This is a genomic window from Brevundimonas sp. (assembly GCF_035999125.1).
Classification (GTDB): domain Bacteria; phylum Pseudomonadota; class Alphaproteobacteria; order Caulobacterales; family Caulobacteraceae; genus Brevundimonas.
This window is the reverse complement of the sequence record NZ_DASYGX010000002.1, coordinates 1-13,525: the sequence shown is the minus strand read 5'-3', so window position 1 is coordinate 13,525 and position 13,525 is coordinate 1. Positions and strand designations below refer to the sequence as shown.

Sequence of the window (13,525 nt, the reverse complement as noted above, 5' to 3'; positions counted from 1 at the left end):
GCCCTTGGCGGCGTTGCGCTTCTCGACGCGGGCGGCGGCCTTCTCCTCGGCCGCGATGCGCTGTTGCGTCACCGAACCGCCGGCGGCCTCGATGGCCTTCACCGCGCCGGCCGAGGCCGACCAGACGACCAGGTTCAGCTTGGCCTTCAGCTCGCCCGTGCCCAGGATGCGCACGCCGTCCTTGACGCGGCGGATGACGCCGGCGGCCACCAGGGCCTCGCCCGTGATCTCCGACTTCACGTCCAGCTTCTTGGCGTCCACGGCGTCCTGCAGACGCCACAGGTTCACTTCGGCCAGCTTCAGCGCGTTCGGATTGTTGAAGCCGCGCTTGGGCATGCGCATGTACAGCGGCATCTGGCCGCCCTCGAAGCCCAGCAGCGACACGCCGGTGCGGGACTTCTGGCCCTTCACGCCGCGGCCCGAGGTCTTGCCCTTGCCCGAGCCGGGGCCCCGGCCGACGCGCATGCGCTTCTTGTGGGCGCCTTCGTTGTCGCGGATTTCGTTCAGTTTCATGTGCCTGATCCTTTCGGGTGCTAGCGCCCGCGGACGTGGCCGCGGACTCGGCTTGGATTTGATCAGGCAATAGGCAGTAGGCAGTAGGCAGTAGAAGATCGAACGTCCCTAATGCCTGCTGCCTAAGACCTACTGCCTATTTTTCCACCACTTCCACCATGTGGGCGACCTTGGCGATCATGCCGCGCACCGAAGGGGTGTCCTCCAGGGTGGCCTCGCGGCCGAGGCGGTTCAGGCCCAGGCCGACCAGGGTGGCGCGCTGGTCCGACTTGCGGCGGATCGGGCTGCCGGTCTGGCGGATGGTGACGGTCTTGGCGTCTTTCTTGGCCATGATCAGGACTCCACGGCTTCCGGCGCCGAGGCGCCGTCGTTGCGGCGGCCCATCAGGTCCGAGACCTTCTTGCCGCGCTTGGACGCGACCATGCGCGGCGACGACTGGACCTTCAGCGCCTCGAAGGTGGCGCGGATCATGTTGTAGGGGTTGGACGAGCCGGTCGACTTGCCCACCACATCCTGCACGCCCAGGGTTTCCAAGACGGCGCGCATCGGACCGCCGGCGATGACGCCGGTTCCGGGAGGGGCCGCGCGCATCATGATCTTGCCGGCGCCCCAACGGCCATTGCCGTCGTGGTGCAGGGTGCGGTTCTCGCGCAGCGGAACCTTGATCATGGTCTTCTTGGCTTCCTCGGTCGCCTTGCGGATGGCTTCGGGCACTTCGCGCGCCTTGCCGTGACCGAAGCCGACGCGGCCCTTGCCGTCGCCGACGACCATCAGGGCCGCGAACGAGAACCGGCGGCCGCCCTTCACGGTGGCGGCGACGCGGTTGATGTGGACCAGCTTCTCGACGATGTCCGAATCCGGGCCGTCGACGGCCGGAGCGTTTCGGTTGTCGCGACGGTTGCGATCGTTGCCGCCGCCGCCGCGTTGGGGCGCCTGTGCCATCTGTCAGATCCCTTAGAAGTTCAGGCCGGCTTCACGCGCGGCTTCCGCCAGCGCCTTCACCCGTCCGTGATAGATGTAGCCGCCGCGGTCGAAGACGACGTCCTTGACGCCCTTCTCGATGGCGCGCTCGGCGATCAGCTTGCCGATCTGAGCGGCCGCGGCGGTGTCCGAGCCCTTCTTGCCCCGGCCGCCTTCCAGCGACGAGGCGGCGGCCACCGTGACGCCCTGGGCGTCGTCGATGATCTGGGCCGAGATGTTCTTGTCCGAGCGGAAGACCGACAGACGCAGACGGCCGTTGGCCACCGCCTTGAGGCGGCGACGGGTGCGCTCGGCGCGACGCTTGGCGTTTTGCTTGAGAGTCGTGGCCATGGCTTACTTCTTCTTGCCTTCCTTGCGGCGGACCTTCTCGCCGGCATAGCGGACGCCCTTGCCCTTGTAGGGCTCCGGCGGACGCAGCTTGCGGATGACGGCCGCGACCTGACCGACGGCCTGCTTGTCCGGGCCCGAGATCTTGATCTCGGTCTGCTTCGGCACGGCGAAGGTGATGCCGGCCGGGGCGGGCACGTCGACCTCGTGGCTGAAGCCCAGTTGCAGCGACAGGGCCTGGCCTTTCATGGCGGCGCGGTAGCCCACGCCGACCAGCTCCAGAGTCTTCTCGAAGCCCGTGGTGACGCCGGTGACCATGTTGTCGACCAGGGTGCGCGACAGACCCCACATGGCGCGGGCGCGCGGCGTGTCCGCCTTCAGGCCCAGCGACAGCTCGTCGCCCTCGTGCTTGACCTCGATCTCGTCGGCCACGGTCCAGGAGCGCTCGCCCTTGGGGCCTTTGACCGAGACGGTCTGGCCGTCGAGCGTGACGGTCACGCCCTTCGGCACGGCGATGGTTTTCTTGCCGATGCGCGACATCTTAGTAGACCCTGCAGAGGACTTCGCCGCCGACGTTCTGGTCGCGGGCGGCGGCGTCGGACATGACGCCCTTCGAAGTCGAAAGGATCGAGATTCCGAGGCCGTTCTTGATCGGCTTCAGATCCGAAATGGCGGAGTAGACGCGACGGCCCGGCTTCGACACGCGGGCGATCTCGGCGATCACCGGCTGGCCGTCGAAATACTTCAACTCGATCTCGAACTGGGGGAACTCGCCCGGGTTCTGAACCAGGGAGTAGCCGCGGATGTAGCCCTCGTCCTGCAGCACGTCGAGGACGCGCTGGCGCAGGCGGCTGGCGGGGGTCAGCACCTTGGAACGCTTGCGGGTCGCGGCGTTCTTGATGCGGGCGATCATGTCGCTCAGGGGATCGTTGATCATCATGGTCGTGTTCCCCTTACCAGCTCGACTTCGTCAGGCCGGGGATCTGGCCCTTGTTGCCCAGCTCGCGCAGCGCGATCCGGCTCATTTTCAGCTTGCGATAATAGGCGCGCGGACGGCCCGTCACCTCGCAGCGGTTGCGGATCCGGGTCGGAGCCGAGTTGCGCGGCAGGGCGGCCAGCTTCAGGCGCGCGTCGAAGCGCTCCTCCAGCGGCAGGGATTCGTCGTTCGCGATCGCCTTCAGGGCGGCGCGCTTCGCGGCATACTTCGCAACCAGGGCCTTGACGGCTTCGTTGCGGTTTACGGCGCTCTTCTTTGCCATTGTGCTCTTTCCTTCCCGATCAGTTCACGAACGGGAACTTGAACTCGGTGAGGAGGGCCTTGGCCTCCTCATCGGTCTTGGCCGTGGTGCAGACGATGATGTCCATGCCCCACATCTGGTCGATCTGGTCGTAGTTGATCTCCGGGAACACGATGTGCTCCTTCAGACCGGTGGCGTAGTTGCCGCGACCGTCGAACGAGGTGCCCTTCAGGCCGCGGAAGTCCTTCACGCGCGGCAGGGCGATCGTGATGAACCGGTCCAGGAACTCGTACATCTGGTCGCCGCGCAGCGTGACCTTGCCGCCCACGACCATGCCCTCGCGCAGCTTGAAGCCGGCGATGGAGTTGCGGGCCTTGGTCGGCACGGCCTTCTGGCCGGCGATCATGGTCAGGTCCTTGAGGGCCGCGGTGGCCTTCTTGGAGTCGGCCACGGCTTCGCCGATGCCCATGTTCAGGACGATCTTGTCCAGCTTGGGCGTCTGCATCGGGTTGGTGTAGCCGAACTTCTCGGTCATCACCTTCTTGATGCGGTCGTTGTAGTCGGCCTTGAGGCGCGGCGTGTATTTCTCGGTGGCGGCCATCAGATGACGTCTCCCGTCGTCTTGGCGAAGCGGACCTTCTTGTCGCCGTCCATGCGGAAGCCGACGCGGGTCGCCTTGCCGTTGGCGTCGGCGATCGCGACGTTCGAGACGTGCAGCGACGCTTCCTTGTTCTTGATGCCGCCCTGAGGGTCAGCCTGGGTCGGGCGCGTGTGGCGCTGAACCATGTTGACGCCTTGCACGACGACGCGGTTTTCGGTCGGCAGGACCTTGGTCACCTTGCCGGTGCGTCCCTTGTCCTTGCCGGTCAGGACGACGACGGTGTCGCCCGATTTGATCTTGGCGGCCATGTTACAGGACCTCCGGAGCCAGCGAGATGATCTTCATGTGGTTCTTGGCGCGCAGCTCGCGCGGAACCGGGCCGAAGATGCGGGTGCCGACGGGCTCGTTCTGCTTGTTCACGATCACGGCGGCCGACTTGTCGAAGCGGATCACCGAACCGTCCTTGCGGTTGATGTCCTTGGCGGTGCGCACGACGATGGCGCGCACGACGTCGCCCTTCTTCACGCGGCCGCGCGGGATGGCTTCCTTGACGGAGGCGACGATGGTGTCGCCGATCGAGGCGTAGCGGCGCTTCGAGCCGCCCAGCACCTTGATGCACATGACCCGGCGGGCGCCCGAATTGTCGGCCACTTCCAGGTTAGTTTGCATCTGGATCATGGAGTCAGATCCTTCTGATTACGACGCCGAGGCGGGGGAGAGAACTTCCCACGTCTTCAGCTTGGACTTCGGGGCGCACTCGACGATGCGGGCCACGTCGCCGACCTTCAGCGCATTGGCTTCGTCGTGGGCGTGGTACTTCTTGGAGCGGCGGACGGTCTTTTTCAGGACCGGGTGCAGCAGGGTGCGCTCGACCTTGACGACGACGGTCTTGTCGCCCTTGTCGGAGACGACCACGCCTTCGAGAATACGTTTCGGCATCGGTGTTTCCTTAACCCGCCGCGCGGTTCGCACGCAGAAGCGTGGAGATGCGGGCGATGTCCTTGCGCACTTCCGAGACCCGGTGGGTCTTTTCCATCTGGCCGGTGGCGGCCTGGAAGCGCAGGTTGAACTGCTCCTTCTTGAGCTTCAGCAGCTCGTCGGACAGCTGGTCGGGCGTCTGGGCCCGCAGATCGGCGATCTTGGTCATCAGGCGGCGGCCTCCGTATGGGCGACGCCGGCGTCCAGGCGGGTGACCACCTTGGTGCGGACCGGCAGCTTGGCGGCGCCCAGGCGCAGCGCCTCGCGGGCCACGTCGTCCGGCACGCCGTCGATTTCGAACAGGATGCGGCCCGGGTGGCAGCGCGCGGCCCAGTGGTCCACGGCGCCCTTGCCCTTGCCCATGCGGACTTCCGCCGGCTTGCCGGTGACCGGCAGGTCGGGGAACACGCGGATCCACACCCGGCCCTGACGCTTCATCTGGCGGGTGATCGCGCGGCGGGCCGCCTCGATCTGACGCGCGGTGATGCGTTCCGGCTCCAGCGTCTTCAGGCCGTACGAGCCGAAGTTCAGCGAGAAGCCGCCCTTGGCCGAGCCGTGAATGCGGCCCTTGAAGGCCTTGCGGAACTTGGTCTTCTTCGGTTGCAGCATGACTTAGCCCTCACGCCCGCGATCGCGACGCGGACCGCGGTCGCCGCGGGGGCCGCGCTCGCGGCCTTCGTTCGACGACGGACCGGACGCTTCCTGGGCCCAGCGCTTGTCCTGGGCCATCGGGTCGTGCTCCAGCACTTCGCCTTTGAACACCCAGACCTTCACGCCAATGATGCCGTAGGTCGTCTTGGCCTCGTAGAAGCCGTAGTCGATGTCCGCGCGCAGGGTGTGCAGCGGCACGCGGCCTTCGCGGTACCACTCCATGCGCGCGATTTCCGCGCCGCCCAGACGGCCCGACACGTTCATCCGGATGCCCTTGGCGCCCAGACGCATGGCCGACTGCATCGACCGCTTCATCGCGCGGCGGAAGGCCACGCGGCGCTCGAGCTGCTGGGCGATGTTTTCGGCGACCAGCTGGGCGTCGACTTCCGGCTTGCGGACCTCGACGATGTTCAGGTGAACCTCGCCTTCGGTCTGGGCCGCGATGTCCTTGCGCAGCTTCTCGATGTCGGCGCCCTTCTTGCCGATCACGACGCCCGGACGGGCGGCATAGATCGTCACGCGGCACTTCTTGTGCGGGCGCTCGATGATGATGCGCGACACGCCGGCGGCCGACAGGCGCTCCTTCAGCCACTCGCGCAGCTTCAGGTCCTGGTGCAGCAGCTTGGCGTACTCCTGACCGCCGGCGAACCAGCGGCTGTCCCAGGTGCGGTTGACGCCGAGGCGCAGACCGATCGGATTGACTTTCTGACCCATCAGGCGGCCTCACCGGCTTCGCGGACCACGATGGTGATCTCCGCGAAAGGTTTCAGGATGCGCGACGAGCGGCCACGAGCACGGCTCGCGAAACGCTTCATCACCAGGTTCTTGCCCACGAAGGCCTCGGCGACGACCAGGTTGTCGATGTCGAGGTTGTGGTTGTTTTCGGCGTTCGAGACGGCGCTGTAGAGCGCCTTGCGGACGTCGGTGGCGATGCGCTTGCGGCTGAATTCCAGCTCGTTCAGCGCCTTCTGGACCGGCAGGCCGCGGATCGACTGGGCGACCAGGTTCAGCTTCTGCGGGCTGATCCGGACGTTCACCAGCTTGGCGCGGGCCTCGGTGGCGCCGACGCGCCGCTCGTTCTTGGTCTGGGCCATCGGTTACTTCCTCTTGGCCTTCTTGTCCGCCGCGTGACCGGGGAAGTTCCGGGTCGGGGCGAACTCGCCGAACTTCATGCCGACCATCTCTTCGGAGACCGACACCGGCACGTGCTTCTGGCCGTTGTGGACGCCGAACGTCAGACCGACGAACTGCGGCAGGATGGTGGAGCGGCGCGACCAGGTCTTGATCACGTCCTTGCGGCCCGACGACGAGACGGCGTCGGCCTTCTTGAGCAGATACCCGTCGACGAACGGGCCTTTCCAGGATGAGCGAGCCATGTCTTAGCGGGCCTTCTTGGCGTGGCGGCTGCGGATGATGAACTTGTCCGTCGCCTTGTTCTTGCGGGTGCGGGTGCCCTTGGTGTCCTTGCCCCAGGGCGTGACCGGCGTCCGGCCGCCCGAGGTGCGGCCTTCGCCGCCGCCGTGCGGGTGGTCGATCGGGTTCATGGCCACGCCGCGGACGTGCGGGCGGAAGCCCATGTGGCGGACGCGACCGGCCTTGCCCAGGTTCTGGTTCATGTGGTCGGGGTTCGACACCGCGCCCACCGTGGCCATGCAGCCGTCCAGCACCATGCGAAGCTCGCCCGAGCCGAGACGGATCTGGGCGTAGCCGGCGTCGCGGCCGACCAGCTGGGCATAGGCGCCGGCCGAACGGGCCAGCTGGGCGCCCTTGCCCGGCTTCATCTCGATGTTGTGGATGATCGTGCCGACCGGCATCGAGCGCAGCGGCATGGCGTTGCCCGGCTTGACGTCCACCTTCTCGCCCGCGACCACCGTGTCGCCGGCCTTCAGGCGCTGCGGCGCGATGATGTAGGTCTTCTCGCCGTCGGCATAGGTCACCAGGGCGATGAAGGCGGTCCGGTTCGGATCGTACTCCAGCCGCTCGACCGTGCCGACCGCGTCGAACTTGCGACGCTTGAAGTCGATCTTGCGGTACAGGGTCTTGGCCCCGCCGCCGCGGAAGCGCACGGCGATCCGGCCGCCCTGGCCGCGGCCGCCCGACTTGGTCAGGCCCTCGGTCAGCGACTTCTCGGGGCGGCCCTTGTGCAGCTCCGAGCGGTCGACCAGCACCAGGGCGCGACGGCCCGGCGAGGTCGGATTGTAGGTCTTCAGCGCCATCGGATCAGAGCCCCGTGGTGACGTCGATCGACTGGCCGGCGGCCAGCGTCACGATCGCTTTCTTGATGTCGACGCGACGGCCCTGGATGCCCCGGAACCGCTTGGTCTTGCCCTTCTGAACCAGGGTGTTGACCTTGACGACGTTGACTTTGAACAGGCTTTCGACCGCCGCGGCGATCTCGTCCTTGGTCGCCTTGTCGGCGACGCGGAAGACGACCTTGTTCTGCTCCGACAGGATCGTGGCCTTCTCGGTGATCACCGGAGCCAGGATGGTGTCGTAGTGCTTGGCGGTGGGTTGGGCGCCGGCCATCACGCGGCCTCCTTCTTGGCGAAGCGGGCCTCGATCGCGTCGACGGCGGCCTTGGTCAGCACCAGCTTGTCGGCCCGCAGGATGTCGTAGACGTTCAGGCCGGCGTTCGGCAGCACGTCCACGTGCGGGATGTTGCGGGCGGCCAGGCCGAAGTTCTCGTTCACTTCCGGGCCGGCGATGATCAGGGTCTTGGTCCAGCCCAGCTTGCCGAACTGCTCGCGCAGCTTGGCGGTCTTGGCTTCCTTGACGTCCACCGAGTCCACGACGACCAGATCGCCCGAGACGACCTTGGACGACAGGGCGTGGCGCAGGGCCAGGGCGCGGACCTTCTTCGGCAGCGAGAAGCCGTGGTCGCGGACGACCGGGCCGAAGGCGCGCGAGCCGCCGACGAACTGCGGCGCACGGCGCGAACCGTGACGGGCGCCGCCGGTGCCCTTCTGCTTGTACATCTTCTTGCCGGTGCGAGAGTTCTCGTTCCGGGTCTGGACCTTGTGCGTGCCGGCGCGGCGCTTGGCCAGCTGCCAGTTGACGTAGCGGGCCAGCAGATCGCCGCGGATGTCGGTGATGCCGAAAACGGCATCCGACAGCTCCACGTCGCCCGAGGCCTTGCCGTCCAGTTTGATGACCGAGAGTTTCATTACGCTTCACCGCCTTCAACGGCTTCGGCGGCCGGAGCGGTCTCTTCCGCCGGGGTCTCGGCGGGCTGCTCGGCGGCCGGGGCCGACTTGGACTTGATGCCGCCCGGGAAGGGGGCGTCGGCCGGACGGGCCTTCTTGATGGCGTCGCGGACCTTCACATACGTGCCGTCGTGGCCGGGCACGGCGCCTTTGACCAGGATCAGGCCGCGCTCGCTGTCGATGCGGACGACGGTCAGGTTCTGGACCGAGACGATCTCCTGGCCCAGGTGGCCGGCCATCTTCTTGCCCGGGAAGGTGCGGCCCGGATCCTGACGGTTGCCGGTCGAACCGTGCGAACGGTGCGAGACCGAGACGCCGTGCGTGGCGCGCAGACCGCCGAAGTTCCAGCGCTTCATGGCGCCGGCGAAGCCCTTGCCGACGGTCGGCGCCTGGACGTCCACCTTCTGCCCGACCACGAAGTGATCGGCGGTGAACTCGGCGCCCACGTCCAGCAGGCCGTCCGCGTCGACGCGGAACTCGGTGACGTAGGCTTTCGGCTCCACCTCGGCCTTGGCGAAGACTTCGCGCTGGGCCTTGTTGGTGTTCTTGGCCTTCTTCGTGCCGGCGCCCAGCTGCAGGGCGACGTAGCCGTCCCGCTCCTGAGTGCGCTGGCCGACGACCTGGCAGCCGTCGAGTTGAAGCACAGTGACCGGAACGTGCGCGCCGTCTTCGGCGAACACGCGGGTCATGCCCAGCTTCTTGGCGATCACGCCCGTGCGCATCGGATCCCGCCTTCTCTTCTTAGATCTTGATCTCGACGTCCACACCGGCGGACAGGTCGAGCTTCATCAGCGCGTCCACGGTCTGCGGGGTGGGGTCGACGATGTCGAGCACGCGCTTGTGCGTGCGGATTTCGAACTGCTCGCGCGACTTCTTGTCGACGTGCGGCGAACGGTTCACGGTGAACTTTTCGATCAGGGTCGGCAGCGGGATCGGACCGCGAACGGTCGCGCCCGTGCGCTTGGCGGTGTTGACGATCTCGCGTGTCGAAAAGTCGAGGACGCGGTGATCGAAGGCCTTGAGCCTGATGCGGATGCTTTGATCCATATCGGTGCTTATCCCAAGCGGTCGGAGGACCGCGTCCCTGTGAACCATTTCAAAGACCGAAGCCTTCGGGCCGAAGCCCTCAGGGTACGCAATCCGCAAAAACGATCGGCCTGCACGGCGCAGCCGTGAGGCCGAATGAACCCAAGAGTCTGCAAAGAACAGGGTCTTGAGGCGTTCCTGCGGACCGCGTCTGCAGCGAACTGCACAGCCGGTCCAACAAGAGTGGGGGCTTATGACGGGTGACTCGCCCGTCGTCAAGCGGCGAAAAGGTGGCGGGGCGGGCCTCAGCGGCCCACGGTCACCTGTCCGCCGCCCATGATGTTGCGTTCGGTGCGTCCCGTCACCTCGGCCACGCGTACGTCGCCGCCGCCCATGATCGACACGTCCAGATCGCCGACCGTGCCGTCGAAGGCCACGTCGCCGGATCCGGCGATGTTGACGCCGAGGTCCGCCAGCCGTCCGCCCCGCACCGCGACGTCCCCCGACCCGCCGATGTTGACCTCGCCCCGGCCGCCCGTCGCCCCGGCCAGGATCACGTCGCCGGAGCCGCCGATGTTGACCTGGAAGTCGCCAGTCGTGCCCGTGCGCACCTCGCCCGAGCCGCCGATGTTGATTTCCAGTTCCCGACTGGCGCCCAGCAGCGCCGAGCCCGAGCCGCCGATGTTCACGCGCACGTCGCCGGCCACGTTCGGCACGGTCCAGTCGCCGCAGCCGCCGATAGACAGATCAACCTCGCGCGCACCCTGACCCACGGTGCCGTAGACGCCGCCGCCCGCCGCCACCTTCACGGCGCGCGGGGCGCGGATGATGATCAGCGGCGCGTCGGCCAGATTCACCCGACCCACGCCGCGCACCTCGACGCTGGCCCCCTGCCCCGGCTGGGTTCCGCCCGCCGGACCGGAGCGGCAGTCGCGGATCCGGCTTTGGCGCATCATGAAGCGTCGGTCGGCCAGACCGCCCTCGACCACTGTCTTGGATCCCTCGCGGCGCACGCGCAGCGCCGGCAGGTCGGCGCGGCCGGCCTCCACCGACACGGCGACGTCCGTGCGGTCCTCCACGATCACGACCACGCGGGCCACGGCGTCCTCGATCTCGACGGACTGGGCGACGGCGGGCGCGGCGGCGGCTACGGCCAGGGCGGCGGCGGAAACGGCGAACAAGGTCTTCATGGCGGGAGCTCCCTCTCCAAAATCTCTGGAGCGGAACGTGATCCCTGAGGCGGACGAAGTCATTTTAACTCGACGTCATGACGCCGAATTCATGGTCGTGTTCGTCCTCGTCGAAGTCTCTCCGGAGGCGTCGTCGAATTCCTCGCTCCGAACGTCGGATCAGTTCACGATCGCCCGCGCGCCGTCCTCCACGCCCAGCTCCGGCTCGAAGTCGCGCTCGAAATGGGCGATCCGGCTCTTCAGCCCGCCGACCCGCTTCAACGCCAGCGAGGCCGCCCAGCGAGCCGCCAGTTCGGGCGTCGCCATCACGTCCGTAGGCCGGGGCCGCGCGCCGCGGCCGCGCAGCACGGCGTTGGTGTACAGCGCCCCGTTGCGCCAGCGCGACGGCCAGGTCTGGAAGTCCATCGACAGGCTGACGCAGAACCGGTCCAGGTTCTCCACCCGGTGCGGCGCGTACAGCGGCCAGGTCAGGGCCTGCCCGGGCTCAAGGTCGATCACCGTGGCGTCCCCCTCGAAGGCGCGGACGTAGGGCAGCTCCTCCGTCGTCTGGCGCGCCACCACCTGTTCCATGCACCGCTCCGGCAGGTGCGCCTCGTCGCCCGGATAGACGAACACCCGCTTGCGCCCCCGCAGGTGGAACAGCACCACGCCGGCCGGATCGAAGTGATACGGAACGCGCGCCTTGGGCGACGACAGGATCAGCTGGCCCGCGTTGGTGACCGCCTTCATCCCCGGATAGGACTTCTGGATGCGCGTGAACTCGGCCATCGCCGCGTCCCAAAGGTCCGGCGCGGCATCCGCAGCGTCGCGGATGTTGACCCACAGCCGCCCGGCCTTGATCGCCTCCAGCAGTTCCGCCCCCGACAGCCGCCCCCGCGCGCCGGTGCGCAGGCTGACCTGCCCCTCCGCGTCGTAGTCGTACAGGTTGATGTCGAACAGATCGGCCGGGCAGCGGTCCAGCAGGGCCGCCAGCCAGGCGTCCTCGGCGAAGCCCCGGGCGTTCAGCGAATGCGAATGGACGGCGGCCTCGCGGATCGGACCGGCATAGCGGGTGGTCATGGCTCAGGCCCTCGCGGTGGCGGGTGACGGGGTCAGTTTGGCGACGGCGGCGCCCACGGCGGACAGAGCGCCCTTCAGCCGGGCCCCCGTCGTGACCTCGCAGGCCTCGATCGCGGCCCAGCGGCGCCGCACGCTGGCGCCCAGCCGGCTGCCCCGGCCCTCGCCGGTGGCGTTCAGCAGGCCGACCGCCGCCCGCCCCGCGCTGCGCATCAGCCCCGGCCGCTCGATCACCGCCTCCACGATCCGGCGCTCGGCGTTGCAGAAGTACTTCTTGTAGCTCTCGCCCTGGAATCCGTAGTCGAAGACCCGGAACCCCTCCGCCGCCGCCATCCGCATGGTGTCCATGCTCAAGAGGATGCCCGGGGAACACCGCGCCACCGACGGGTCATAGGCCGGGAACCAGAAGTGATACTGGTCCGTGGCGTGCAGCGAGATCTCCAGCGCCGCCAGCCGGTCGCCGCCCCACAGCGCCGCCATGGACGCGCCGAAACGGCCGCGGTGATCCCGCGTCAGCGCGTGCAGCACGTCGCGCGTCCAGCCGCAGGCGAAGACGTCGTGCCGCCCCGTGCGCCGATACTGCTCGCGCTTCAGCTCGATCAGGTGATCCAGCAGCGCCGGATCGGTCAGGCCGCGCTCGACCCGGATCGGACCCAGCTCCGTCTCCAGGCTCCGCCGCGCGCGCTCCTTGTCCTTGAAGTATTTGCCGAAGGTCGCGCGCCGCTCGGCGTACCAGGCGTCATAGCCGTCCGGCAGGGCGGCCTGAACCGTGGCGCGGCGCTCGCCGCCGGTCGAGGGGCCCACCCAGCCGCCCACGCTCAGACGCGGCGCCTTCAACAGGTCCGCCGCCTGCTCCAGGCCGATCGTCTCGCCCGGCGCGGCGATCACCCCGTGATAGTCGTTCAGCGGCGCCGCCAGCGGCTGGATCGCGCCGCCGCGCTTCTGGTGCGGAAAGAAGCCCACGACCGTGCCGCCGCGCCGGAACACGGCCACGCGCGCGCCGGGCGTCACGGCTCCGGCCACCTGGGTGAATTCGGGCTGGAAATAGGGCGACACCAGATCCGGATTCGCGTCGACCATGCCGCGCCAGGCGTCGGTCAGCGGCGCGTCCAGCTCGTCCGGCACGATCAGATCGACCGTCAGGGTCATGCTCGGGCTCCGTCCGCCCGAACGCACGTCGGGCCGGAGCGCATCCTGCCCCATCCGCCCTTGCGGCACGGTTTAGGGGCATGGTGAACGAAACCTGCCGCCACAACGGAGCGTTGCCGTTTGCAAACCACGGAGCCCCGCCATGACCGCCCGCCAGCCCGGCCGCCAGAACGAGTACGAACAGGAAAAGCCCGTCCGCGACGGCGAACCACCCCATCCGGCTCAGGAGCCGGCGGGCTCCGAAGGCTCGTCGAACAGCGGCGAGACCGCCACGGATCCGGCCACGGGCAAGCCCAACGACTGAGCTCGCAAAGCAGAAGGCCCCGGGAAACCCCGGGGCCTTCGCAGTCTTCAGGTTCTGAGACCGTCGCTTACGCGATGATCTTGGACACGACGCCGGCGCCGACGGTGCGGCCGCCTTCGCGGATGGCGAAGCGGAGCTTCTCTTCCATGGCGATCGGGGTGATCAGCTCGACGGTCAGCTCGGCGTTGTCGCCGGGCATGATCATCTCCACGCCTTCCTTCAGGTGCACGATGCCGGTCACGTCGGTCGTGCGGAAGTAGAACTGCGGGCGGTAGTTGGTGAAGAACGGGGTGTGACGCCCGCCCTCC

24 protein-coding genes and 2 pseudogenes are annotated in these 13,525 nt (G+C 67.9%); 1 reads left to right on the top strand and 25 read right to left on the bottom strand.

Translation table 11 applies throughout. The features are described 5' to 3' along the window. Positions 1 to 72 precede the first annotated feature (72 nt). From rplO to VGN45_RS00215, 24 genes and pseudogenes are all read right to left on the bottom strand, one after another. Positions 73 to 513, bottom strand: a pseudogene (gene rplO, locus VGN45_RS00330) (50S ribosomal protein L15); the annotation flags it as partial. 136 nt (positions 514 to 649) lie between these two features. Continuing rightward, positions 650 to 844 (bottom strand): 50S ribosomal protein L30, encoded by a 195-nt coding sequence (gene rpmD / locus VGN45_RS00325; protein ID WP_327458208.1) that lies wholly within the window; start codon positions 842 to 844, stop codon positions 650 to 652. Positions 845 to 846: 2 nt separating this feature from the next. Further along, on the bottom strand, positions 847 to 1,455 hold the full coding sequence (gene rpsE, locus VGN45_RS00320; protein ID WP_327458207.1) for a 30S ribosomal protein S5: 609 nt from the start codon (positions 1,453 to 1,455) through the stop codon (positions 847 to 849). A gap of 12 nt (positions 1,456 to 1,467) precedes the next feature. Further along, positions 1,468 to 1,824 carry a 50S ribosomal protein L18 gene (gene rplR, locus VGN45_RS00315; protein ID WP_327458206.1) on the bottom strand — a complete coding sequence of 119 codons (357 nt, stop codon included), beginning with the start codon at positions 1,822 to 1,824 and terminating at the stop codon, positions 1,468 to 1,470. A gap of 3 nt (positions 1,825 to 1,827) precedes the next feature. After that, a complete protein-coding gene (gene rplF / locus VGN45_RS00310) occupies positions 1,828 to 2,361 on the bottom strand; it encodes a 50S ribosomal protein L6 (RefSeq protein ID WP_327458205.1) in 534 nt (177 codons plus the stop codon). Position 2,362: 1 nt separating this feature from the next. After that, a complete protein-coding gene (gene rpsH / locus VGN45_RS00305) occupies positions 2,363 to 2,761 on the bottom strand; it encodes a 30S ribosomal protein S8 (RefSeq protein ID WP_327458204.1) in 399 nt (132 codons plus the stop codon). 13 nt (positions 2,762 to 2,774) lie between these two features. Continuing rightward, positions 2,775 to 3,080, bottom strand: coding sequence for a 30S ribosomal protein S14 (rpsN, locus tag VGN45_RS00300; protein WP_125256866.1), 306 nt, complete (start codon positions 3,078 to 3,080; stop codon positions 2,775 to 2,777). Between the two features lie 19 nt (positions 3,081 to 3,099). Next, positions 3,100 to 3,660: a 50S ribosomal protein L5 gene (rplE, locus tag VGN45_RS00295; protein ID WP_327458203.1), complete on the bottom strand. Its 561-nt coding sequence runs from the start codon at positions 3,658 to 3,660 to the stop codon at positions 3,100 to 3,102. After that, the gene (rplX, locus tag VGN45_RS00290) at positions 3,660 to 3,968 is read right to left on the bottom strand and encodes a 50S ribosomal protein L24 (RefSeq protein ID WP_327458202.1); all 309 of its coding nucleotides are present in this window, start codon (positions 3,966 to 3,968) and stop codon (positions 3,660 to 3,662) included. The genes rplE and rplX overlap by 1 nt, the downstream gene beginning before the upstream one ends. 1 nt (position 3,969) lies before the next feature. Next, positions 3,970 to 4,338 (bottom strand): 50S ribosomal protein L14, encoded by a 369-nt coding sequence (gene rplN / locus VGN45_RS00285; RefSeq protein WP_327458201.1) that lies wholly within the window; start codon positions 4,336 to 4,338, stop codon positions 3,970 to 3,972. Positions 4,339 to 4,356: 18 nt separating this feature from the next. Further along, a complete protein-coding gene (gene rpsQ, locus VGN45_RS00280; protein WP_327458200.1) occupies positions 4,357 to 4,599 on the bottom strand; it encodes a 30S ribosomal protein S17 in 243 nt (80 codons plus the stop codon). Between the two features lie 10 nt (positions 4,600 to 4,609). Continuing rightward, entirely contained in the window at positions 4,610 to 4,807 is a 198-nt protein-coding gene (rpmC, locus tag VGN45_RS00275) for a 50S ribosomal protein L29 (protein WP_055832148.1), read from the bottom strand. Continuing rightward, positions 4,807 to 5,247, bottom strand: a complete 441-nt coding sequence (rplP, locus tag VGN45_RS00270; RefSeq protein WP_327458199.1) for a 50S ribosomal protein L16 — start codon at positions 5,245 to 5,247, stop codon at positions 4,807 to 4,809. Before rplP ends, rpmC begins: the two co-directional genes overlap by 1 nt. A 3-nt stretch (positions 5,248 to 5,250) precedes the next feature. After that, positions 5,251 to 6,003, bottom strand: a complete 753-nt coding sequence (rpsC, locus tag VGN45_RS00265) for a 30S ribosomal protein S3 (RefSeq protein ID WP_327458198.1) — start codon at positions 6,001 to 6,003, stop codon at positions 5,251 to 5,253. Continuing rightward, positions 6,003 to 6,383, bottom strand: coding sequence for a 50S ribosomal protein L22 (rplV, locus tag VGN45_RS00260; RefSeq protein ID WP_327458197.1), 381 nt, complete (start codon positions 6,381 to 6,383; stop codon positions 6,003 to 6,005). Before rplV ends, rpsC begins: the two co-directional genes overlap by 1 nt. A 3-nt stretch (positions 6,384 to 6,386) precedes the next feature. Beyond that, positions 6,387 to 6,665 (bottom strand): 30S ribosomal protein S19, encoded by a 279-nt coding sequence (gene rpsS, locus VGN45_RS00255; protein ID WP_125256857.1) that lies wholly within the window; start codon positions 6,663 to 6,665, stop codon positions 6,387 to 6,389. A 3-nt stretch (positions 6,666 to 6,668) separates the two neighbouring features. Beyond that, on the bottom strand, positions 6,669 to 7,505 hold the full coding sequence (gene rplB, locus VGN45_RS00250) for a 50S ribosomal protein L2 (RefSeq protein WP_327458196.1): 837 nt from the start codon (positions 7,503 to 7,505) through the stop codon (positions 6,669 to 6,671). A gap of 4 nt (positions 7,506 to 7,509) precedes the next feature. Further along, a complete protein-coding gene (locus VGN45_RS00245) occupies positions 7,510 to 7,815 on the bottom strand; it encodes a 50S ribosomal protein L23 (RefSeq protein ID WP_327451285.1) in 306 nt (101 codons plus the stop codon). Next, complete coding sequence (gene rplD, locus VGN45_RS00240) at positions 7,815 to 8,453, bottom strand: 50S ribosomal protein L4 (protein ID WP_327458195.1); 639 nt, start codon at positions 8,451 to 8,453, stop codon at positions 7,815 to 7,817. The genes VGN45_RS00245 and rplD overlap by 1 nt, the downstream gene beginning before the upstream one ends. Beyond that, on the bottom strand, positions 8,453 to 9,214 hold the full coding sequence (rplC, locus tag VGN45_RS00235) for a 50S ribosomal protein L3 (RefSeq protein ID WP_327458194.1): 762 nt from the start codon (positions 9,212 to 9,214) through the stop codon (positions 8,453 to 8,455). The genes rplD and rplC overlap by 1 nt, the downstream gene beginning before the upstream one ends. Before the next feature lie 19 nt (positions 9,215 to 9,233). After that, positions 9,234 to 9,539 carry a 30S ribosomal protein S10 gene (rpsJ, locus tag VGN45_RS00230; protein ID WP_003164367.1) on the bottom strand — a complete coding sequence of 102 codons (306 nt, stop codon included), beginning with the start codon at positions 9,537 to 9,539 and terminating at the stop codon, positions 9,234 to 9,236. 284 nt (positions 9,540 to 9,823) lie between these two features. After that, a complete protein-coding gene (locus tag VGN45_RS00225) occupies positions 9,824 to 10,708 on the bottom strand; it encodes a GIN domain-containing protein (RefSeq protein WP_327458193.1) in 885 nt (294 codons plus the stop codon). A 159-nt stretch (positions 10,709 to 10,867) separates the two neighbouring features. Beyond that, a complete protein-coding gene (locus VGN45_RS00220; RefSeq protein ID WP_327458192.1) occupies positions 10,868 to 11,767 on the bottom strand; it encodes a transcriptional regulator in 900 nt (299 codons plus the stop codon). A gap of 3 nt (positions 11,768 to 11,770) precedes the next feature. Continuing rightward, positions 11,771 to 12,913, bottom strand: coding sequence for a GNAT family N-acetyltransferase (locus VGN45_RS00215; RefSeq protein ID WP_327458191.1), 1,143 nt, complete (start codon positions 12,911 to 12,913; stop codon positions 11,771 to 11,773). Between the two features lie 142 nt (positions 12,914 to 13,055). Between VGN45_RS00215 and VGN45_RS00210 the strand changes: the two genes are divergently transcribed. Continuing rightward, the gene (locus VGN45_RS00210; protein ID WP_327458190.1) at positions 13,056 to 13,217 is read left to right on the top strand and encodes a hypothetical protein; all 162 of its coding nucleotides are present in this window, start codon (positions 13,056 to 13,058) and stop codon (positions 13,215 to 13,217) included. Positions 13,218 to 13,284: 67 nt separating this feature from the next. Here the strand turns inward: VGN45_RS00210 and tuf are convergent. Next, positions 13,285 to 13,525 (bottom strand): annotated as a pseudogene (gene tuf / locus VGN45_RS00205) (elongation factor Tu); the annotation flags it as partial.